18 protein-coding genes and 1 tRNA gene are annotated in these 21,707 nt (G+C 42.4%); 15 read left to right on the top strand and 4 right to left on the bottom strand.

Features of this window, described 5'->3' with window-relative positions; translation table 11 throughout:
- Positions 1-2: 2 nt before the first annotated feature.
- From NB647_RS08545 to NB647_RS08525, 5 genes are all read left to right on the top strand, one after another.
- A tRNA-Ser gene (locus NB647_RS08545) sits at positions 3-93 on the top strand.
- A 188-nt stretch (positions 94-281) separates the two neighbouring features.
- Positions 282-1,097, top strand: a complete 816-nt coding sequence (locus NB647_RS08540) for a tyrosine-type recombinase/integrase (protein ID WP_269282998.1) — start codon at positions 282-284, stop codon at positions 1,095-1,097.
- 6 nt (positions 1,098-1,103) lie between these two features.
- Complete coding sequence (locus NB647_RS08535) at positions 1,104-1,520, top strand: tyrosine-type recombinase/integrase (RefSeq protein WP_269282996.1); 417 nt, start codon at positions 1,104-1,106, stop codon at positions 1,518-1,520.
- A 24-nt stretch (positions 1,521-1,544) separates the two neighbouring features.
- Positions 1,545-2,390: a hypothetical protein gene (locus NB647_RS08530; protein WP_269282995.1), complete on the top strand. Its 846-nt coding sequence runs from the start codon at positions 1,545-1,547 to the stop codon at positions 2,388-2,390.
- Positions 2,391-2,445: 55 nt separating this feature from the next.
- Positions 2,446-2,856 carry a hypothetical protein gene (locus NB647_RS08525; protein ID WP_269282993.1) on the top strand — a complete coding sequence of 137 codons (411 nt, stop codon included), beginning with the start codon at positions 2,446-2,448 and terminating at the stop codon, positions 2,854-2,856.
- Position 2,857: 1 nt separating this feature from the next.
- Here NB647_RS08525 and NB647_RS08520 read toward each other — a convergent pair whose 3' ends face one another.
- Positions 2,858-3,202 (bottom strand): helix-turn-helix domain-containing protein, encoded by a 345-nt coding sequence (locus tag NB647_RS08520; protein WP_269282991.1) that lies wholly within the window; start codon positions 3,200-3,202, stop codon positions 2,858-2,860.
- 145 nt (positions 3,203-3,347) lie between these two features.
- Between NB647_RS08520 and NB647_RS08515 the strand changes: the two genes are divergently transcribed.
- The 5 genes from NB647_RS08515 to NB647_RS08495 all read left to right on the top strand — a co-directional run bounded on the left by NB647_RS08515 (position 3,348) and on the right by NB647_RS08495 (position 6,379).
- Entirely contained in the window at positions 3,348-3,581 is a 234-nt protein-coding gene (locus NB647_RS08515) for a DUF4339 domain-containing protein (protein ID WP_269282989.1), read from the top strand.
- 354 nt (positions 3,582-3,935) lie between these two features.
- Positions 3,936-4,694 carry a hypothetical protein gene (locus NB647_RS08510; protein WP_269282988.1) on the top strand — a complete coding sequence of 253 codons (759 nt, stop codon included), beginning with the start codon at positions 3,936-3,938 and terminating at the stop codon, positions 4,692-4,694.
- Positions 4,695-4,702: 8 nt separating this feature from the next.
- Positions 4,703-5,125: a hypothetical protein gene (locus tag NB647_RS08505; RefSeq protein ID WP_269282985.1), complete on the top strand. Its 423-nt coding sequence runs from the start codon at positions 4,703-4,705 to the stop codon at positions 5,123-5,125.
- 207 nt (positions 5,126-5,332) lie between these two features.
- The gene (locus NB647_RS08500; protein WP_269264178.1) at positions 5,333-5,530 is read left to right on the top strand and encodes a helix-turn-helix domain-containing protein; all 198 of its coding nucleotides are present in this window, start codon (positions 5,333-5,335) and stop codon (positions 5,528-5,530) included.
- Positions 5,531-5,665: 135 nt separating this feature from the next.
- Positions 5,666-6,379: an AbiU2 domain-containing protein gene (locus NB647_RS08495; protein WP_269282983.1), complete on the top strand. Its 714-nt coding sequence runs from the start codon at positions 5,666-5,668 to the stop codon at positions 6,377-6,379.
- Between the two features lie 1,124 nt (positions 6,380-7,503).
- On the opposite strand, the gene NB647_RS08490 is transcribed toward NB647_RS08495, so the two are convergent.
- Positions 7,504-8,604: a hypothetical protein gene (locus NB647_RS08490; protein WP_269282981.1), complete on the bottom strand. Its 1,101-nt coding sequence runs from the start codon at positions 8,602-8,604 to the stop codon at positions 7,504-7,506.
- Positions 8,605-8,907: 303 nt separating this feature from the next.
- On the opposite strand from NB647_RS08490, the gene NB647_RS08485 reads away from it, so the two are divergent.
- From NB647_RS08485 to NB647_RS08465, 5 genes are all read left to right on the top strand, one after another.
- On the top strand, positions 8,908-9,267 hold the full coding sequence (locus NB647_RS08485) for a hypothetical protein (RefSeq protein WP_269282979.1): 360 nt from the start codon (positions 8,908-8,910) through the stop codon (positions 9,265-9,267).
- A complete protein-coding gene (locus NB647_RS08480) occupies positions 9,210-9,872 on the top strand; it encodes a PGN_0703 family putative restriction endonuclease (RefSeq protein ID WP_269282977.1) in 663 nt (220 codons plus the stop codon). The genes NB647_RS08485 and NB647_RS08480 overlap by 58 nt, the downstream gene beginning before the upstream one ends.
- Positions 9,873-10,028: 156 nt before the next feature.
- Positions 10,029-11,747 carry a hypothetical protein gene (locus NB647_RS08475; protein ID WP_269282976.1) on the top strand — a complete coding sequence of 573 codons (1,719 nt, stop codon included), beginning with the start codon at positions 10,029-10,031 and terminating at the stop codon, positions 11,745-11,747.
- A 592-nt stretch (positions 11,748-12,339) separates the two neighbouring features.
- A complete protein-coding gene (locus tag NB647_RS08470) occupies positions 12,340-12,510 on the top strand; it encodes a hypothetical protein (RefSeq protein ID WP_269282974.1) in 171 nt (56 codons plus the stop codon).
- Between the two features lie 1,547 nt (positions 12,511-14,057).
- Positions 14,058-20,318: an autotransporter outer membrane beta-barrel domain-containing protein gene (locus tag NB647_RS08465; RefSeq protein WP_269282973.1), complete on the top strand. Its 6,261-nt coding sequence runs from the start codon at positions 14,058-14,060 to the stop codon at positions 20,316-20,318.
- A gap of 134 nt (positions 20,319-20,452) precedes the next feature.
- Here the strand turns inward: NB647_RS08465 and NB647_RS08460 are convergent, their stop codons facing one another.
- The gene (locus tag NB647_RS08460) at positions 20,453-21,109 is read right to left on the bottom strand and encodes a thiamine diphosphokinase (RefSeq protein WP_269282971.1); all 657 of its coding nucleotides are present in this window, start codon (positions 21,107-21,109) and stop codon (positions 20,453-20,455) included.
- Positions 21,106-21,675 carry a nicotinamide riboside transporter PnuC gene (gene pnuC, locus NB647_RS08455; RefSeq protein WP_269282969.1) on the bottom strand — a complete coding sequence of 190 codons (570 nt, stop codon included), beginning with the start codon at positions 21,673-21,675 and terminating at the stop codon, positions 21,106-21,108. The genes NB647_RS08460 and pnuC overlap by 4 nt, the downstream gene beginning before the upstream one ends.
- Positions 21,676-21,707: the final 32 nt, after the last annotated feature.

Raw genomic sequence — 21,707 nt, 5'->3', positions numbered from 1 at the left:
CAGGAGAGATGGATGAGTGGTTTAAGTCGCACGCCTGGAAAGCGTGTATAGGTGAATAGCCTATCGGGGGTTCGAATCCCCCTCTCTCCGCCAAGAATTAGTTCGCTGATATTCGCGAAAATACGAAAACCCGCTAAAATACAATGTGTTTAGCGGGTTTTTTGTTTGTCTTCGTTCTGGCTTGTTCGCCAGAATCCGGAAAATTTGGGGGCATAATTTCCCCCTGAATGCCTCCATCAGAAAATCCATGCCCCCATTCTTGTTTTGGAAGGGAAAACATCATGGCCCGAATCGTCAAACCTTTATCACCCATGCAGGTGAAAAATGCCAAACCGCAAGACAAGCCCTATAAACTCTTCGATGGTGGCGGCTTGTATCTGGAAGTGACTCCGCTCGGCTCCAAACTGTGGAGAATGAAATTCAGACAGGCCAACGGAAAAGAAAACCGGCTTTCCTTCGGCAAATACCCGGACGTATCCCTGGAACAGGCGCGCCAGAGACGGGATGAAGCCCGCAAACTGAAAGCCGCAGGTATCGACCCTTCCGAAAACAAGAAAGCCTTGAAAGAAGCAGACCTTGAAAGAGCCGCCAATACCTTTGAAAAAATAGCCCGACAATGGCATACCAACCGTCTTGAAACATGGCAGCCCTCTACTGCGAGAGACATCATCAACCGGCTGGAAAAAGACATCTTTCCCGAAATAGGGGCATTGCCAATCAGTGCCATCACCCACAAACAACTCATCGATACCCTCCGGAAAATTGAAGAGAGGGGAGCCAATGAAATCGCCAAACGACTGAAGGCCAATTGTGCGCGAATCTTCAGCTATGCCATCCAGCATGGTTATACCGATAAAAATATTGCTGCCGACCTGACCGATGTCTTAAAGCCTGTCAGAAAGGGGCATTTTGCCGCCATCACAACTGACGAGCTTCCCAACTTTCTGAAAATTATGGAAAGGAACGAAGCGCGGCTTTACATGCCTACCCGCATCGCCCTTCGTCTCATCCTCCTGTTATTTCTCAGAACCAGCGAACTCATAGAAACCCCGTGGAGTGAAATCAATCTGGAAACAGGAGAATGGATCATCCCGTGAAACCGGATGAAACGTGGCAAACTCGCCATGAACCCCGACAAGACTGATCACCACGTTTGTATGTCCAGACAGGCACTGGAACTACTCAGGGAATTGCATACCCTCACAGGAAGAAACCAATGGCTTTTTCCGAACCAGAGAGACCCGAAAAAGCCCATGAGCAACGGAGCCATCCTCATGGCTATCAGAAGAATGGGTTACCAGAACCAGATGACCGGACACGGTTTTCGAGCCTTGGCAATGAGTACCATTAAAGAACGGCTGGGATATCGCCATGAAGTGGTTGACCGTCAACTGGCCCACGCCCAGAAGAATAAGATAGACAGTGCCTATGATAGAGCCATGTTCCTCGACGAACGCAAGAAGATGATGCAGGAGTGGGCGGATTATCTGGATGGGTTGAGTAGTACGAAAATTGTGTAGCGTGATTGATGAGATGGTGACTTTATGAATATCAAAGAAAAAATAAAAAGTCTGAATGCATGGAGGATATATGCACTTTTTTTGGTTATTTTGGTAATTGCACAGATAGTTGAAATAGTAAATATTTATAGTTTTGACTTCACGGATACTATTGAGGTTTCTGTTAATAATCCAACATTACTAGGAAAATTAATTTTAATTTTTCTTTGCATATCAGGTTCAATCTGTGTTGCTGTCATGATGTTTCGTTTCAAACCTGTAACGGAATCATTCAGTAGAATGCAGGCAATTCTTGGAATACTATTTGTTATATTTTTTTCTATTGCCATTATTGGATTAAAGAGATCAATTGAGAATACAAGTATGTATTCTTCGGAGACAGCAGCTTGGGTTCAGGCAGTCTCTTCCATAACGATGATAGCTGCTGCTATCTGGGCGGTACTTTACCAGTCAGGTAGTAGCAAAAGAAAAGAGGAGGAAGAAAAAAACATCTCCAATCAGGTCAAAAATGGACAGATTAGCTATTTGATAGCCGACATGACAGGTTTTTTTACAGCAATCTCTAAAGCGGAAAATGTCCCGAATGAATTTTATTGTGATTTAAATTTTAGTGACTATTGGAAACGTCTCTATCTTTATGAAGAAAAAGAGGTCAGTGGAGAACGTATCAGAGTGCTTTATGTAGCCAGACGTTCAATTATGAGTGTTCAGTCCATAATGAATAAGCTACAGCATGAGAACCGTCTTTTGCTGACGGATAAAGAAAGGAATATTTGTCAGAATGTAATCAAGGAACTGGAAAAGTGTACATTGATACTTTCGAAAACATTTTTCCTTGAGAATCTTCATAATGCAGGTCTTGATGAGTAATCAATAAAAGAAAATCAATATTCTTCTGAAAACATGGTTCTTCAGCTGAATAAGCATGAACATATTCAGAGGAAACAGCTCCCTCAGGGAAGATCAAATCGCCAATATTCGCCGTAATCAGGTATATCTTGGGTACGGGAATGACCCGGCAAGCCTTCTTTGCAACATACACGAACAGTGTATTTATACGGGATCAGGCCGTTCCATCAGGGACATTCTTTTCAGGATCAGATATAAAAATGTCTTCAGAGGCAATAACCTGAACATTCCGAACTTGGTCTGCCATATCCATAACAAGGCTGTTTATCGCGATATTCAAAGAAAGAAGCTGATTTGTACGATCGTAGGCAGGAGGCTTTACAAAGGGATGAGCAGAGAATTTAAGGATATGATCTGCCACACCAATGCCGATCTCGTTATAGAGGAACTGGTGGCCATTCTCTATGTTATGCAGCTTATTGAATGAATCAGTCCACTTTCTTTTTCGACAGCTTCCTTGCCCATACCTGAATCTGTTCCATCAAAAACATCCTGTCATTTACAGACAGGGATTCCAGCAGTGCCGCAATATCATCAGCCAGAGCCGCTGTACCGGAAGAAGCACCATCAAACAGTCTGCCTAATGGTTCTCCCAATACATCAGCAATACGGTCCAGTGTAGTAATGCTTGGACTGACCGTTCCTCTTTCAATGCGGGAGAGAGAGACGGTATCAATTCCCACCTTTTCTGCTACTTCAGCCTGAGTCCTTCCAGACGCTTTCCTTGCCTCGGCAATGTTTCGTCCTAACCGTACTGCAATATCCCTGCTCATAAACTAGCCTCAAACTGTTAAGTAAGTGCAATTTATGTTGTCTTAGCTTCAGAAGTTTTGTAATATCGCAATATGCTAACTGTGGGCGTATTGAGTATATTTATAAAAATAATTCTTACTTACTTGTCTTGAAGGAGAGTATTCAATGGAAGAGGCGTCACTTGAGAAAAACTGGTTTTATGAAGGCGATGGAGAAAAGAAGGGACCTGTCACAGAAAAAGAAATAGGCGAACTTATTCGTACAGGAACTCTTACAGCCAAGTCTCGTGTATGGCAGCAAGGGTTTACTGACTGGAAGAGCGTGGAAGAAACTGAATTGAACACTTATGTCGATAAAAGCGTTCCTCCTGTTGTACAAGTAAAAAGTGTCATGGTTTGATTACTCGCTTTATCGTCACTTTATGGAACTATTATCTACGATTTTTTTATCGGGTTTTATCAAGGCTTTGCAGGATATGGCGCGACATATAAAGGTCTTTTTAAAGTCTCATTACTGTATCTCGTTATATGGATTCCTTTTTATGTCTGGCTTTTGATATCAGATGAAAAACTGATCAAGAAAGCAGGATATCAGAACAAGGTAGATAGATGGACATGGTTGATTACACCAATTTATCTTTATAAGCGAGCCAAGTTACTCGATCAGAATTTTCTTTTTCTGTTTGTTTATTTCGGATGTGCCGCATCATCCTTCATATTTCTTTAAACCAACCAATTGAGAATAGAGGAAAAAATGTTAAGCAGAACAACAGCATTCATTTCGATAGCGATGTTGGCAATTCTATTGTCCAGCTGCAAAAAAGAGCCTCAGGCAGCACCAAAAGACGGGATTCCGTCAGTTTCCCAAGCAGAACCTGAAAATAAACCCAAATCCAAACTTGATGAGATTTTCACGACAGAGATGCTTTCATCTGACCTGCCCAGTCTGGAAAAACTGGCTGGAAAACCAAAGAGTAAATTAGGTAATACCCGTGAATACAAGGTTGGAAAATGTCCTCTGACAGTTCATACGGATGGAAAAAGCATCGGTTCTATTGAGATGAAAGTAAGCCCATCGTGTACGTTTGATATCAGCAATATTGCTCCCAATCTGCCTAAAAACACTTATGCCCACAAACTGACGCATGGACAGTTTGACACGATCACCAATGGAGGCGGGCAATTCATGGCTGAATGTCTTGGAATGTGGTGCGGTAATGCAGCTGATCCTTTTGTTAATCACTACTGGCAGGCCCCTCGTTCTGATCAGTTTGTTGAGTTAATGTTGGAGACACAGCTTGTTAGCGACAAGGCCATGAATGCAGCCTCCAAATGGGAAGACATTATGCAGAAAAAAGAGGGGGACAACTTTGTTATGAATACAAAATTCAACTGCGGGAAATATGACCGTGATGCACACCGTCTGTTCAAGAACGTTCCCATTACCCATATTCGTGTCGGTTCTGGCATCAGTGATGATGTGAAAAAGAACTTTACTGCACAGTGTAAATAGGAGAAAACATGTTGAACAGAACGGCAGCATTTATTTCAATAGCAATGTTGGCAGTTTTATTGTCAGCTTGCAAAAAAGAACCTCCCAAATGTTCTGACAAGGAAACGCTTTCCCTTGTTCGGAGCATTATTCTTGGTCAGGTTGGTGGCGCAGGTAATTTGAATGAAAAAGAGGTTGAGGAAACAGTAAAACTGGAACATCCACGCGCGAGTGCTTATGACGACAAGATAGGAAAATACAGTTGTGAAGCTACTCTTGTTTTTGCAAATGCATGGAGATTACCTACTATCAAATATGCATCCCAATTGGATGATGACAAGAAACATATTGTTGCCGTGGGTGGTTTCTTGCGCGGTGATCTTTGGAATTTTGCATCAGCTCTTCAGGGAGTAAAAGAAAAGAAGGCGATGGAAGCAGAAGAGAATGATTAAGGTAGTTTGAGTCAGATATGTTTTCAGGGTAGTTGCATAGCGGGGTAATGATGTCTTTTCCCTGAATACATAATGATGCTTCATTGGTATGGTTTATGAAAGGCCGGCATATCTGTTTTGTGCCGGTTTTTTCTATTCTATTGCCCAAATAAAGTAACTTGCACGTCGAAGCTATATACGCCTGAAGAAACTTTATAAGGGCGAAGCATGAATACTGAAAACGACAAAACAACAGGCAAACTCCTTTTTTCCGTTAAGGAATTTTGTGAAATGGTCGGGATTGGACGAACAACTTTTTATCAGGAAGTGAAAGCAGGGCGAATCAAGGCCAAGAAAATGGGAAGGAGTACCCTGATTCCAAAAAGTGAACTGGAACGTTTTATTGAGGAGTTGCCTTCTTTTTAATGATCACTCTACATTTAGTATATCGGAGCGCGGATCATTGGAAATCATGTTCGATCAGGCTGGCACTATCAGATTTGGGTTGAGTCGCCTTATGATAAAGTTTGAAGGATTTTTTCTGAAACTGGGTATACCGCCATGACTATTAATGAACGTCTTGATAAATTAAAAGCTGCCGTTAAAGCAGCTGAGAATGAGGCTGTTACAGCCGTTATGTTTCATGAGACCTGGAAGCCGACAGCTTACGATAATGAGTTGCTTGAACGAATGGGAGAATCTTTCGCTACCCATTCTTTTCAAATTATTCGTTCATCACTGAGGCGCGAAATGTTGCTTGCTTTAATGAGATTATGGGATAGCAATCATCAGGCAATTCGCATGACGAAAATTAGAGAAGAATTACGAAGCACCGAAGTTTTCAATGCTCTTGTTGCCAGAAGAGTTTCAAGAATTGGTATTACTGCTTCAGGATTACCACGATATTTAAACACCAAACTCGATAAAAAACGTGATAAAGTAATCAGCCTCATCGAAAAATATCTGGAAGGTGGTATCGGGCACGCCACTTTTCTGAAAATTCGTGCATTACGTGATGAACATTTAGCTCATAGGCAAATTACGCCTTCCAAAGCATCTTTTGCAGATGCAACTGATAAGGATATCGAATTTTTTTATGAAGATACTCTTGAAATCGTCAGGTTACTTCTCAGCCTTGTTTTGGCTGTAGCATTTGACTTGTCAGAGGCCTCCAAAGTCTATAGTCACCACGCAAAATTCTTCTGGATAAATGCCCGTGGGGAACGCACTGAAGGCCATCCTAACTTTCATCCACCTGTACCTGTGGCTGATTAGGACTGGATGCTTCTTTTTATACAGGATGTTTGGAAAGTTTGTTTCCGTATGAGGGAATTTGAAAAAAATGAAAAATATCTTACCCAGTAATATATTTACTGGATCGAAAGAAGTATATGATTTGTGAGAGAGGCACTTAACCCCACCGTACAACACACCAGACAGATTCACCGCACTGCAATCACAATACAGCCTGTATTTATCAGGCTGTTTTCTTAGGTGCGTCCAAGGTATACCCGCACAAGATGAATAGAGGTGAATGAATTTTATGCGATTGAATAAAAATACATGTCACTAACTATCATAACTAACTATCAGTGAGTTATATAAAAAGAGAAGGGGTTAAAGAACCATCCACACTACACATACCACTCACACTAGACATACCATCCAACTATACGAATACACAGCCGGATAAATACCGGCTGTTTCTCTATTACCAAACTACCTCTATACCTCTATACCTCTATACCAATACCAATCCAGACGTATGCCTGATATTCCCTTTCCACTGTGTCTGATGGTCAGGATGAATAGGTTTCAATAACTGGCATGCCTATCGCATTAAAACCGATCCTGCTGTACCCGATAAATCAAGGGAAACTCCCCTGCTCTGGTGCTATGTTCATGAGAACTCTCCCCAAATGGGTTTCCATACCCATATGATGATCTGCATCCCTCAGGAAATCATTCCATCATTCAGGAAATACATATGCTTTACTTGATGGGCAGGGCAAGACGTGAAAACTTTTTACAATCAATACATCTGACAGCTTGTGAATGTCCATAAATTCAACAGCTCTCTGAAATTACATGACATGCTTGGCGGAGGTGGCGGGTGGATAGTCACTTTTATTTTTGACGGGTGTTTCTAATCCATTGTTTTTGAATGTCTTTATTGGGTGTCGTTTTGTTGATTCTGTGGTTTATTTTTGCCACAGAATTTTAAGGCCTCTGTTTATTGGATGACTGAACAATATTTTGGGCAAGTGAATGGGGAAACGGACAGAAGGATAAGCATACTGTCGTTTCCCGCTTTCAATAAAGAATCAGATTACGAGGATATCCGTGAATACTGGTTTCAGATTTTAATGTTTCTGAGTGCTGGAATATCTGGACCATTTTCATCTAATTCTGGAATCGCTAAAGGAATTTTTTTTGCTCATATTTCTGGGGTAACTTTTTGTCATATCATCAAGTGTTGAGGGATAAAGAGTCCGGATATCGTATATTCCCTGATCCAGAGCAGAACAGAATCCTGATATTTTGCGGAAGTCACTTTTGTATTGTTCAAGGTTGAAAACATAGTCATAGTTCCTATATTCCTTTTTATATAGAGCAAAAAAGTTATATCGCTGGGTGTAGCCCATCTTTTTTTTGCAATCGAGCAGACCGGGATCCCTGTAATGAAATTGTGTCAGTGCCAGTAGAGGGATCGCACAACCGTATTTTTCAAATCTGAGAATTTCTCTTGGGTCAAGTCCTTTACACATATACTGGAAACGAATCCATTGCCTTTTTAGTGGTTGGCTGGGGGGTGTGGAAATATGTACGGCTTTTTTGGGGACGGGCTGTACTTTCGACAGTTTTTGAATTCTGTTTCTGACCCAGTGTCTGAATGATGGAATGATTTCCTGAGGGATGCAGATCATCATATGGGTATGGAAACCCATTTGGGGAGAGTTCTCATGAACATAGCACCAGAGCAGGGGAGTTTCCCTTGATTTATCGGGTACAGCAGGATCGGTTTTAATGCGATAGGCATGCCAGCTCTTCAAATGTTTAATGAACCCTTTATCCAGAAGACCAGTTGCTTCTTTATGCCTTTTAATGCCCAGCATGCTCCAGCTGATTGTAAGGCCAACATTCAGGATATACCCTTCCTGATTGGCGTCACTGATGAAGTTATATAAATCAGTGAATTCCTTCCGGGTCAGATGTGTAGATCGTTTGGATAAATCGCCCTTCTGGTATCGGTAGTAGTGTTCAATGTCAGAGCTGTACTGGCGTCCTCTTTTATATATGTAAATGTCTGCGTATGCCTTTTTAGCTGCATTAGCTTCTTGCGACATTGCTTTTTGAAACTCTTTTTCATTACTGCCGTATATGGCAGTGGCTAACTTTGAATAAAACCCCAGTCCTTGTAATAAAGAAAATTTCTCTTTGTTTGGTGTGTTTCCACTTACGGTCATTTGTTGTGCCATTTCTTCAGAATAGTTAGACATGAATTTCTCCTTTATCTGTCATTTTGATAGTCAAATTGGAAGGAAAAATGCTCCTTCATATGCCATATACGTTTTGGAAGGCTTTGCTTATAGTGAAATCGAAACTTTTTTGTAACAAACAGGGCGGAAATAGGACTGAAAAAAGGTATATTCCTTATATGAAACATGGAGTTAGGCTCTGTTACAATTTTTTTCATTTGGCCTGTTTTTTTTTGCCTGTTTTCAAGGCAGATGAGCTAAACTTCCCGTCCACTTTCTGGAACATTTCTTAGCCAATCACGGCTTTTTAAAAGGAATGACATCATGAAAGAAAAGAGACTTCCCCTTATCTCGAAACACATCCTGAAAGCTCACAAGGTCAACGAACCTTCAGACCATCGTTTCATTTCCGTGGCACGACTGTTGCAATCTTTGTGGCGGGAGGAAAGAAATCTGCCTATTGGGAGTTACCGTAATCCAAAAGGACAAAAGAGAAGATTGGGTAGCCGGTTGAGTATGGACAGTGGAAAAAAAGGGATGAATTTCCTGACGCCCGAAATAGCGAAACTGGTATACCGGGAATACGTTTATCAGGAGATTGGTGCATTGATAGATGAAGAAAGGCTATGGACAAATCTGCTTTCCAGCCAGCCGCTTTGCTTCAATCTTTTTGTGGAGGATTGAAACTGGATGAGGAAAAAGCCAATCGCTTCTTCAAATCCCTTTTTCCGGATTACGTGCAAAGTGTGGAAGGGATATATTTTGAGCATTCCCCAGCAAGAGGCAATCCGGACTATACCCATGATTACACAGCGTTCGATGTCTTTATTGAATGCATCACACCAAACGGGGAAAGTGGACACATTGCCATAGAAGTCAAATATGCCGAATCCATGACAGAACCTCTGGCCCAGTTGAGACCACGATATGATGAGTTGTCCCGTCAATCCGGTTTGTACAAAGATGCTGATGCCAAAGAACTGAGACAACACCCTGTTCAGCAGTTATGGCGGGAACACATGTTAAGCAGGGCGTTGGTACAGAATGGGCGATACGACAATGGACGATTTATCGTCATTTATCCGATGCAGAACTATCTTTGTGACAGAGCGGTGAAGAGCTATCAGAAGTACCTGATATCAAACGAACCGTCAGAATCAGGATTCAAGACGCTGACACTGGAAGACTGTATTGCAGCCTACCGGGAAATTGGTGATCTGGATATGGTCGACGCCCTTTATGGAAGGTATCTGGATTTCGAGAGGGTGGAGGATGTGATTTTTAGTTAGAAGGGTTACAAAATTGATCTGGTGGAAGAATTTGTTATTCTGATACCAGATCAGATCCTTAAAAACTTGTTGGATGCTATGAAGCGCATTGAGCAATATTTATAATGTATGATGAATTTATTACTGATTTTAAACTGATAATAAAGAGTAGAAGCTATGTCTCAGGAGCAAGATCTATCTCTGGCACAAGATGTGCACAACACTATTTTAGCTATAAAGGATGGGCGTTTACACATCAAAGAAGAGTTAAAAGGGTGTTATGAGGAAATATTAAATGTCCCACTCAATGGAGTGGGAGTTGAAGATACAACTGCACTTTCGTCTGAAGCAAAGTCACTTGCAAGGGCTACGGGAAAGATGCTAAAAGATATGTTTTTTAGGCCTGAGGTTGAAGAAGCGATGAAGGAATCTGAAGAAAAGTTTACGACTCAGGAACTTCAATCGAATTTATTTGAACTATTTGAAAAATTATTTATAGCTCTTGTTGGAGCAACATCTCATTCAATATCAGATCTTCATGAAATTCACGTACGATTCATTGATAGACTAAAACATCAAAAAAATCTTTTTGAGAAAGAGTTTAATAGAGTTTTGGAATCGCTTCTAGATTTCTACAATGCACACAAATTCAGGTTATACACAGATGCTATAGATTTTGGTGGAGCAAAGTTTGTTGTTGGCGGTCAAAGGGCTTTCTTAAAATCTGCTTTGAATGGCGTTCGTATTGCGGGACTCTGTTCAGATACCCAGCTGATTCCTGATCCTGTTTACCCTCATGTTTCAGGTAATATGCATCTGAATGCAGTTCATTTACAACTTGCGGAAACACTTTTTTATATTTTAAAACTAAAACCATTAATCGACGCTCATTTTGTTGTCCCTCCTGTTTATATTTTTCCAAGTTTTGAACTCGAACTAGAAGAGAACGATGCGATAACAAAGCAGGGTATTGGTGACATGTTACTTAAGTTGGTTTCTCCTGTATGTGATGGTGCTATATACTCTTTTCAGGATTTAGTTGAATATTCAAAAAATCATGAAACTAAATTCATTGATGCTGTTATGGCTAAAAAGCTGTTTATTCCACCCGGTAGTTCGCCAAATGAGATTTTATCTGGTGAAAAAGCTGTAAGAAAATATATATCTGAAGAAGAACATCGAAGAGATACAGATATGATAGATATGATGAAACGAATGCCTCGTGGGTTATTAATCTTAATGGGCATATCGGAACGTCTAGGACCTCAATATCATTTATTTGATAATAGCCAATCATTACATGCACAGCCATTATTAAACCAAGAAGTGCATTGGCATTATTATATGAAATGCTGTGAAGCCTCGGCTCAAACGTTGGTCAACAACAAAATATTGTCAAATGAATCATTCCAGACAATGCAAGCTCTGCAAGATCAGAGTATGAGTTGGCTTGCAAATATTCCTATTGAAGGTCTGGTTGAGTTACGGAAGAAACAGGAACATGAGTGGTTCCAGTTTGAATTAAAGAAATATACGAATCAACTTGCTGAAGCTGGTGGAGCTGAGATTAGTGATGTTGTGCGTGAAGTTAACCACGGATTATCATGTTTGATGCAACGTTATCAGAAAGATATTGTTGAGATTGAAAAGACATACGCAGGTAAAGTGAAAGATTTGGCACTAAAAGCAGGTGGTGCAGGCGTAGGTGCCTTTATGACTTTATTTCCGTTTCTTTCACCTATATTAGGTAATGGTGTAGCAGCAGGCATTGGTGCTTTAGGTGCTGTTGCTGCAGGCGCTTTCCCTGTTAGACAACATCAAAAAGCCCAAGAGGGTGCAAAGCAGAAAATTAATCAATCTATGCTGGGTATGCTTGCAACTGCAAAAAATAATTGATCAAGCAAAAATTAATAGGGGCATTTATGGGGGCATTTCCAAGTATCTAATTGAAGAAACACTTATTTTTCAATGGGTAATGAGAGGTATTAGAAGTTCCCTCTCCACACCAATCCGAGAACATCCGAAAATGTCTCGGATTTTTTTTATTTTTCAGTCACTTACGTGCATTTTGTGTCCGAAAGTATCCGAAAGGAACCGGCACTATCCATGATTTTATGATGGGAAAACGGGTTCGATAATCTCATTTATCATTTTCCCATCATAAATTATGCTGAAAAGAGCACGCGAACTGACTACACTTGAATTCAGAGATCTCAAAAACGAAATTTGGACGTCAGACAGGTTCAGGGATTATATATCCGCAATACCCACAGTTTCTTCTTTCTGTATTATACGGATTCTGCTGGAAAAAGACGATACTCTTGGCAATTATCCGGAGATTTCACTGAAATAGTCCAAGGAAATGGCTTGTGAAATCAAGGGCCTCTCTTCGTCACTAAATCTTTTATTTTAAAGGATTTGTGTTTTTTCAAATTCCTAGAATCGTGCTATTTTAAGTCCGTTATCACAGTTTTTCCGGATTGTTCACTTGAATTTGGAAAAGAAAGGAGCATTTATCGGGATATATGCTTTTATTTGGAAAATTTATACTCCATTCTTGCTAGGAAAGGGATATGTCGTGGTAAAAATCGTCAAGCTTTCTACCGATAAGGATGAAAAACGTCAAACTGCTGCAAAAGATCTACAATTTTTTGGATAGGATGTGAGTATCTGAAAGTCGTTCCAAAATAAGGTTCTGAATAATCCAAAGACATCTGTGATTGTATGATATATCAATGATCTAAGTGTATTTATTTCTAGGTAAGGTTTTTTATGTCTTTGAAAAAATCGCGGACTCACAGAAGAGAGAAGATATGTGATTTGACTATGCAAGAAATCAATAATTGTTAGAGTGAATCCACTCCGAATATTCTTATAAGTTACTGGTATTTGGCAGATTTGCTTTTATTATGGTTTGTCAGTTTGTATGCAAGATATCGTTTTTCTCAAATGTCTTATTCGGAAAAATGTTTTTTCTGAAAAAGCAGGTTTCATTGAGTTTTAAAAATCCGGAATAGAATGATAGTCATCAATCTTTTAAGAGTTAAGTGGGGGGTACTGTTTCCGTCTTGTAAGTTTGACTATTATTTGTATTCATTTTATAAGTTCACTAATTTTACAGGTGTTTTTTTGTTTGCTTCAAGGAAGTTCGAGTTCATTTTTTACAGATATCGGATGTATTCAAATTATTTACATATGTCTGAGTTTTCTTGTTTTTGTTGAAATGATTTCCCAACGTTGGTCAGGGATTGATTTATAGCCAATTAATCATAAAGATCAATTATATAAAATACATTTATTTGTTTCTTTCCAAAACTTTTTTATAGACGGATTAGGTGAAACATAATCTGTACTTCTTGGAATTTATCTTTTTACGACCGTACTGGAATCTAATATCGCTCAAAGAATCAGCCTGTTTCTATCATAGAACAACTCATCATGACTGATTCCTTGTTTAACGACAAATGCTACTTCATCAATAGAGGACAAAATTGACCTGCAGCCGGTTTTTGTGTGTTTCTTGTTGGCTCACCAAACTGGCTGTCCAAGTCAACTTTTTAGAATTCGGTTTCTCATAAAATGCGATTATTCTCGATTTCCTATGTCCTTATTTCTGTTTCCATTGCCTTGCCTGTATATGGACAGACAATAGTAGCAGCAGGCGAAGATATCGTCAGTGGATATTTGAATAAAGGAAAATATGATCTTAGTATGTCGGGTGATGTTTCTTGGAATACAGTATATACCTATGCTGCGGGCGATACGAATAATCTGACGATTGACGGGAACGGCCACAGGATTACGTTCGGACCATCAACAGGCGTTTATTTTAATTTCAATCGTAATAATGGGTCTCTGGCCATTAATGACGCGATGGTCGGAACACAAACATTTGCCAGTGCAAGGGATTCGCTATTTTGGATCGGTACATCGGGTATTACAACCAATTTTGATTTCAATGGCACAACATTCCAGAATATAGGACCCAGTAACTACAATTTATATGCTTCAGCCAATTATGGTCCAATCATCTCACAACGTGTGAACAGTGTGACCAATATTAACGGAGGGGAGAAGGGGGTTACTTTTTTGGGAAATCATGGTCTTGCTGATCAACCTGGAACAATCGGAATCAGTTCAGGTACCATGAATTTTTACAATAATGTCACGTTTGATTCGAACTGGTCTGCAAATTATAGTGGGGCAATGGCAATTTATTCGGATGCTCCTGCAACAGTGAATTTCAACGGTACAACATCGTTCCATAATAATCACACAGGACATTATGGTGGTGCCATTGATATGTGGGGAGGAAATGGTTCACTTGTTTTCAATGGTGATGCCAGTTTTACGGATAATTACACGTACAGTGTTCAGAATACAACTCAGGATTTTCCGAATCATTATACGGATCGTAGTGCCAGTGGTGGAGCAATTCATGTCGGATTTCTGGCATCTTCCGGGGCGACCGGTACATCAATAACCTTTAACGATGATGTCATCTTTGATGGCAATTTTGTCAATGATCTGAAGACCAATGCCTATAATAATGCGCAAGGAGGGGCAATCGGGCTGAATCAGTCCAGAGAAACGGGTAATCGCAATTACAACCTTTATCTGAACGGGAATTCCGTTTTCAATAACAATTATGTCTATTCAGCCAACGGAAATGGGTTGGGCGGAGCGATTTTTTTGAATGCGCAAACGGGTTCCGTAAATATTGCCGGTGAGGCAGAATTCACCAACAATACGGCCAAATCGCTTGGTGGGGCGATATATGTCCGGAAAGGCACGCTGAATATCAATGCCAACAAGGGAGATATTGTATTTAAAGGAAACCGTCAGGGGGCCACGTTTGTATCTGAAAACCGGACACTTGATACAGGTAACAGTTATATCTTTTACAAGCCTGTTGAAGGAACCGGGACGCCGAATTCAATTTACTGGGAAACATCCAATGCGCTGACATTGAATGGAACACAGGGTAATGCAATCCGTTTTTATGATCCTCTTGCACTGGTAGCCGGTGCAACACTGACACTTGACCAAAATGGTACTGGAGAGACGGTTTTTTATGGAGATAACGGAAAATCGACTGCTTTTGATACTGATATCAATGTCAATACCAATATTAATAGCGGGACGTTTACTGTTGCCGATGGAGTCAACTATGGACGGACAACTTATGGCACATTCAATCTGAAAAATTCAGCCACATTGAAAGGTGAAAATTCGGGTACGTTGAAAGCTGCAACGATCAATCTGAATAGTGGCAGTGGAATTGCGGTAGCTGGAGGAACACTGTTGCTAGATTCTGCCAATATCGCGTTGGGAAACACTGCAGGTGGTGTCGTGAATCTTTCAGGATATGGAACAGTAAACTCGTCGAGTACACTGAAAACCGGTTATACAGGTACAACAGTGAATGCGAATATCGGGCTGGATGAGAGTAGTAGCCCTGGTCTGCTGAGACTGGAAGCACCGGTTTCCGGTACGACAAGGCTGGTCAAGAATGGCCAAGGTACATTGTTATTACCGACAGTACAGAATTACAGCGATGGAACGGTTGTCAATGAGGGGGTTCTGATGTTGGCTGAAAACGGAACTCTTGGTAAGGGTAATGTAACGATCAATACAAATGGTACCTTGCAGATAGATAGTCCTTTCAGCGGAAATTACAATTTTGGCAATGTACTTCTTGGAAACGGTTTGTTGAAGGTGGGATTGGCTTCCGGTACAAATACCTTTGATTTCAGCAATATAACCGGTACGGGGTTTGCCGGTACGCTTGAATTGGATGACAGCTTGTTCAGCCTGGCTGGAAACAATACGACAGTTCTTGGCAAATCGACTCTCCGGTTGAATTCAGGCAATACGACGAATGTCGGAGCAGGTGAACAGATAATTGGTAATTTACAGGTGAATGGTGGATTGCTGCGGTTTCCCAATATGCCGACGGGTGTGATTTGGACGGATGTACTGACACTGGATTCCGGAACAGTACAGGTTAATGCAGATACATCGGTTATTTCGGCCAAATCGCTTTTGGTACAAGACGACAGTGAAACAAATCAGTTGCTGGTCAGAGCAAATGCAGTACAGGGGGCAGCCTCGGATCTTGTTTTACAAAATCTGTCGGGATCGGTAGCGTCGGGAGTTGTTCAGTCTGATGTGGAACAGGAGGGCAATACGGTAGCCGTTGCCAGTTATGCATATGGTTTGAAGAGTATTTCAGATTCTCCGGGAAGTAATGGTTTGTTTACTAGTTACCGTCTGACCGAACTGGAATTGAAAGATGGCCAGACATTGACATTGTCAGGAGATGAAACGACGCCTGCAGGATCGAATGACATGAAGGCGAAAATAACAGGAAGCGGGAATCTGGCAATAAGTGCGACAGACAGAATAATACTGGCCAACAGCAATAACGATTACAGAGGAAGTACGACAGTCAGTGAAGGGACCCTGCAACTGGGGACGGACCATGCGTTGGGAGAGACAAGAGAACTGAATATCCATAGTGGTGCCAGGACGGACATAAACGGTAAAGACCAGAAGATAGGAACCCTGAATGGAGAAGGGGAACTGGACATCAACAGAGGAAATCTGGAAATAGCCGGAGGAGGAGAATTCGGAGGAGTGATCAGTGGAAGTGCAGGAACGCTGGCTTTGTCGGGAGGGACATTGACACTGACGGGAGAGAACACCTACAAGGGAGAGGCGACAGTTACGGCAGGGACCCTGCAAATTGGCAATGGAGGGACAACAGGAAGTTATGCGGGGGACATCGCCAATAATGGGACGGTAGGATTCAATAGAAGTGATGATATTGTCTATGATGGGGTTATTACAGGGAGTGGTAATCTTGTCAAGGAAGGCAATGGGACGTTGATACTGACCGGAAATAATGATTATGCAGGGGGAACATCGATTGATGCCGGTACACTTCAAATCGGAGATGGCGGGACGACCGGCAGTGTTGCGGGGAATATTTCTAATGATGGAAAACTCGTTTTCAACCGAAGTGATGATATTGCCTATGGCGGAATAATCAGCGGGAATGGCAGTCTGGTCAAGGCCGGGAATGGAGAACTGACTCTGACCGGTGATCATACCTATACCGGGACGACATCTGTCGATACGGGGATTCTGCGGTTAGGGGATGGCGGTACGAGTGGTAGTGTATCCGGAAATATTGTGAATGCCGGTGTGGTTGTCTTCAATCGTGCAGATGATCTGGAATATGATGGAGTCATCAGTGGCACAGGGCAGATGCAGCAGGCCGGTAGTGGAACAGTTACCTTTACCGGTAAAAATACTTACGGTGGGGGTACGCTGATCAGTGATGGTACGATACGTTTGACAGGAAAAGGGTCCATCGGAAGTGGAGTTATCGATATCGCATCACAGGGTACCTTGTTTATCGATAATCCTGATGGAGATACTTATACGTTCGATAACCGGCTTGAGGGTGATGGCAAGTTGCTGGTTACACTGGAATCGTCATCTGATACTTTCGATTTTTCTCACTCGGTCGGTAGCGGTTTTAGTGGCGAGGTGAAACTTGACAGCGGTAGCATGATATTGGGAGATGCCAACAGTTCGGCTCTTTCACAGGCGACTCTTGAACTGGGAAAAAATGGCAGTGTCACTCTGGATGGAGACAGGTCTATTGGTAATCTGACGTTCAGTGGCGGTCAGTTGAATACCACTCTTGGAAACGGTACGGATGTTGATGTACTGACGGTCGGGTATCTGAATGTGGATGCCAAAGAATCTCCGACTGTACCGGGTACGGTGAATTATAAAGGGAGTGCTTCCTTGAATCCTGATCCAGAGAGAAGCGGCAATCTGTTATTGCAGGGGGATGTCAACGCGGAAAACAGTATCGCGATTGTCAAGGCAGATGCTGTTAGTTCTGCAGGAACCCAATTGAATCTTCTGATGGATGGTATCGTTCCGGCGGACAAAACGGTCGTAACCAATGACGGGTTTGGGAACAGTGATCTCCGTGCGACTTATGGATATATGGCAGTCATTACGGATAACAAGACTGAAAACATGACGGGGCTTTTTGGCGGGTATGTCCTGAAGACACTGGAAAGCACAACAAACGCAATACTGGATTCGGCAACAGCACCTGATGCCAACTTTGGCACGAAACTGACCGGTTCAGGCGATTTCGAGTTCAGGGCACATGATAACAGTATCACGCTTTTGAATGCAGCCAATGATTATAGTGGACAGACAACCGTAACAAGCGGGACGTTAAATATGGGGGCGAATGACGTATTCGGGCATACCAGTGCATTGAATATCCGTGAGACTGCAACAGTCAATATGAATGGATTCCGTCAGAATATCGGTGAACTGAACGGAGAAACAGGATCAACTCTCGATCTGGGAGGAGGGGATCTGACGATTGCGGCTGGTGGAAAAAGTAATGGCGATCTTTCCGGTAGCGGTTATCTGCATTTGTCGGGAGGGACATTGACGGTTGCTAATGCCAATGAAAAATTGGATGCTGTTATAGATCTGCAAAGCGGTGCCACGGCCAGATTGCAATCAGTCAAGGGATTGGGGAATGGAAATATCAATTTGTCGGGCGATCTGCAGTTATCCGGAGCACAGGGGACAATGGAAAACAGGTTGGAAGGAACCGGAATCGTGTCTCTCACAAATGGTAGCAACGTGGGTTTCTTGGCGGATAATGCTGATTTTTCGGGCAGTATCCATATCGGTTCCGGAACAACACTGTCCGCAACGTCAGATTCACAGTTGGGAACAGCAACAGTCACTAATGAAGGCAATCTTGTTCTCCATAGTGATGATGACTGGAAGTTCGACAATGTCATGAATGGATCTGGAAAACTGGTCAAGGAAGGCGAGGGTATTGTTCGTATCAGTTCGGAATATGCCCATGAAGGTGGTACGGAAATCATGCATGGTTCGCTCGTGATGGACGGCCTTTCCAGTGCGCTTTCAGGAAGTGGAGATGTCAGAATTGCGGAGGGAGCGTCTCTGGGGGGGTATGGTTTGATTGGCGGTAATGTCATCAATCAGGGAATTCTGGCCGCAGGAAGCGGAATGGCGGTTCTGACAAAGGGCACAGGTACCTTGACAATATCAGGTAATCTGACCAATAGCGGATCAATTCATCTGGGTGGGGATGATGCAGGGAATGTTCTTCGGGTGAAAGGGGATTATTCCGGTAGTGGCTTACTTGTGATGAACACGGTTCTGGGGGATGACAGTTCGGTAACGGATAAATTGATTGTGGAGGGCAATACATCGGGATCGACTGCTGTCATGCTGAATAATGCCGGAGGTATGGGAAATGCTACTCATAATGGTATCCAGATTGTTCAGGTGGACGGTATTTCCGACGGAGAGTTCCATTTGGGTAATCGTGTTGTCCAAGGGGCCTATGATTACCGGCTTTACAAAGGAAGTGTGGATAATCCGGATGATGGGGACTGGTATCTGCGTTCCACACGCAATGATGCTGGAACAGCACCCATACGCCCGGAAGTCGGTGCATATCTGGCGAATCGGGATGCGGCCTTGACGATGTTCAGACATACATTGCAAGACCGTACGGGAAACAGGCAGTTCTTGGAAAGTGCAGTAGCCGGCGAAAATGCAGAGGCTTTCTGGGGATATGTCGAGGCTGATTATGGTACAGGTCGGAGTGCGGGTCAAATTGACCAGCGACGCTGGGGCAACAGGATTCAGGTGGGAAGCGATATTTTCCGTAGTGCGGAAAATATCAATAACTGGCGTGTTGGAGTAATGGCCGGTTACGGTACGGTCAGAAGCCGTAGTCTGACCGACGGACAGGTATACAGGGCAGATAGTGATCTGACCGGTTACAGTGCCGGAGTTTACACCACCTGGTATTCTGATGCGAGGAAAGGAGCATCAGGTCCTTATTTGGATAGCTGGTTGCAACATAGCTGGTTCAAGAATCAGGTAAAAGGTGAAGAACTCGATGAAAATCGGTATAACAGCAGGGCATGGAGCGGATCGCTGGAAGGCGGCTGGACTTTTGATGCTTATACAGATAAAGATTATCATGTTTATGTTCAGCCACAGGCACAAATCGTTTATACCCGTTACCATGCCAATGATGTAGTCGAAAGCAACGGAACCGTAATCGAGAACAGGCATAAAAACGGCATATCGACTCGTTTGGGAACACGTATTTTCGGATATAGTAGGGGAAAAGATACCCGGTGGCAGCCTTATGCCGAGCTGAACTGGTGGCATAATCAGAAAACATCAATGATTCGCATTGAAGACGAAAACTTTGATTCGGGTTTGCCGAACGATATTGCCGAGCTGAAAACCGGGTTTGAAGTGATGCTCAATGAAAACGTGAATGCTTGGGCGCAGATGCGTTTACAAAAGGGAGAAAAAAGTTACAAGAGTGTCGGCGGTTTTGCTGGCGTTAGGATCAATTGGTGATTTCCGTGTCTGCAAGGTAAGCACTATAATGAAAACGTTGTCAGTCTGATAGATGCTTGGTTACAGGGCAAATGAATTGTGAAATTTTTTGCCCTGTTCTCTTTTTTATTAAACTGGCAAGGTTGGAAGAGCGGTCAGGAAATATCCTTGAATGTTCGGTAAACAATGGTTTTGCCGGATACATGGAGCGTGAATATTTTGCCGAGCGATTCGTTCAGTGTCGCTTGCCACCAATTAGTGAATACGACATTCTCAAAACCGTATTTCAGGTGTTCGCAACTCATCGGTTTTTTTTCGATAGAAAATATGGATACCTGCTGTCCTGGATAACTTTCAAAGGTCGCGTCTTCGCGTATGGCATTCATGACTCCATAATCGGATAGCATCCATACTTCGCCGGCAATGTCGATATAATCTGCCAGCAAGCTGATATTGGCTATTGTATGATCCTCGCGTCGGCCTGTCGCGCCAAGAATAATCAGGTCTTTCCATCCTTGTGCGAGGCAGTAACGGACGGCTTTGGTCAGGTCGTTGGTATCCTGTTCGGATATCTTGTGGATTATGGATGCGTATTGCAGTTTCTCTTTTTCTGACAGAGAGTCGCAATCACCGACGATAACAGTAGGCATCCTGCCGATGGTGAGAAGTTTTCTCACGGCACCATCACAACAGACAACGGGTATTTTGTTTTTCAGGAATGACAACGGTACAGGATGTACAGGAAAGTTTCCATTAGCGACAATTACGGCGCTTGCCGTGATGTCTGCTTCAGCTAGGGGATATAACTTCATTGTTCTGCCAGTTTCTTCCAGTGAAAATAAGCTGCCGCAGAGGCAGTTGTATAAACGATGTACATAATGCTGGTAAAGTAAAGCTGTGTATACGCGTAAGCGAAAACCGAGATCACATTTGCCACGATCAGCAGTATCCATTGTTGGATATAGCGCTGGGTGAGCATCCACATCGCTACTAGTGAAAGGGATGTGATAAGTGCGTCCACAACAAAAACAGTACTATCGGTTTGTTCAAGTATCCAGGAAAGAATGCCCCATAAAACGGCAACTGCCATGATGACCAGAACATAATGTCCGGGTTTTTGGAGTTGTCGCAATTTAGCTGGTCCGGATGATTTTTTATACCATGTCAGCCAACCATAAATTCCCATTACCATATAGTAAATATTGATTGCAGCGCCTGAATAGAATCCGCTGATGAAAAAAACATAGATATAAAAACCGGACATCAAAAGACCGGAAGGCCACATCAATATGGATGCCTTGTATTCGAAATACAGATAGAAAAGGCCGAACAGTGTGCCGGCTATTTCAATCCAGTGCGTTTGCAGGAATTCAGTCATGAAAGACACCATTTACTGTTGTATGAACCAAG

The organism is Oxalobacter aliiformigenes (genome assembly GCF_027116575.1).
Classification (GTDB): Bacteria; Pseudomonadota; Gammaproteobacteria; order Burkholderiales; family Burkholderiaceae_D; genus Oxalobacter; species Oxalobacter aliiformigenes.
The sequence above is the reverse complement of the archived record's forward strand: the minus strand, read 5'-3'. Positions and strand labels throughout refer to the sequence as shown.

Excerpts from the sequence above, each read along its gene's own strand:
- NB647_RS08540 (WP_269282998.1), top strand. The coding sequence starts at position 282 with ATGGCCCGAATCGTCAAACCTTTATCACCCATGCAGGTGAAAAATGCC.
- NB647_RS08485 (WP_269282979.1), top strand. The coding sequence starts at position 8,908 with ATGAAAGAAAAGAGACTTCCCCTTATCTCGAAACACATCCTGAAAGCT.
- NB647_RS08465 (WP_269282973.1), top strand. The coding sequence starts at position 14,058 with ATGGCAATTTATTCGGATGCTCCTGCAACAGTGAATTTCAACGGTACA.
- NB647_RS08510 (WP_269282988.1), top strand. The coding sequence starts at position 3,936 with ATGTTAAGCAGAACAACAGCATTCATTTCGATAGCGATGTTGGCAATT.
- NB647_RS08490 (WP_269282981.1), bottom strand. The coding sequence starts at position 8,604 with ATGTCTAACTATTCTGAAGAAATGGCACAACAAATGACCGTAAGTGGA.
- NB647_RS08500 (WP_269264178.1), top strand. The coding sequence starts at position 5,333 with ATGAATACTGAAAACGACAAAACAACAGGCAAACTCCTTTTTTCCGTT.
- NB647_RS08535 (WP_269282996.1), top strand. The coding sequence starts at position 1,104 with ATGAAACGTGGCAAACTCGCCATGAACCCCGACAAGACTGATCACCAC.
- NB647_RS08530 (WP_269282995.1), top strand. The coding sequence starts at position 1,545 with ATGAATATCAAAGAAAAAATAAAAAGTCTGAATGCATGGAGGATATAT.
- NB647_RS08475 (WP_269282976.1), top strand. The coding sequence starts at position 10,029 with ATGTCTCAGGAGCAAGATCTATCTCTGGCACAAGATGTGCACAACACT.
- NB647_RS08505 (WP_269282985.1), top strand. The coding sequence starts at position 4,703 with ATGTTGAACAGAACGGCAGCATTTATTTCAATAGCAATGTTGGCAGTT.
- NB647_RS08515 (WP_269282989.1), top strand. The coding sequence starts at position 3,348 with ATGGAAGAGGCGTCACTTGAGAAAAACTGGTTTTATGAAGGCGATGGA.
- NB647_RS08480 (WP_269282977.1), top strand. The coding sequence starts at position 9,210 with ATGGACAAATCTGCTTTCCAGCCAGCCGCTTTGCTTCAATCTTTTTGT.
- NB647_RS08525 (WP_269282993.1), top strand. The coding sequence starts at position 2,446 with ATGAACATATTCAGAGGAAACAGCTCCCTCAGGGAAGATCAAATCGCC.
- NB647_RS08520 (WP_269282991.1), bottom strand. The coding sequence starts at position 3,202 with ATGAGCAGGGATATTGCAGTACGGTTAGGACGAAACATTGCCGAGGCA.
- NB647_RS08460 (WP_269282971.1), bottom strand. The coding sequence starts at position 21,109 with ATGAAGTTATATCCCCTAGCTGAAGCAGACATCACGGCAAGCGCCGTA.
- pnuC (WP_269282969.1), bottom strand. The coding sequence starts at position 21,675 with ATGACTGAATTCCTGCAAACGCACTGGATTGAAATAGCCGGCACACTG.
- NB647_RS08495 (WP_269282983.1), top strand. The coding sequence starts at position 5,666 with ATGACTATTAATGAACGTCTTGATAAATTAAAAGCTGCCGTTAAAGCA.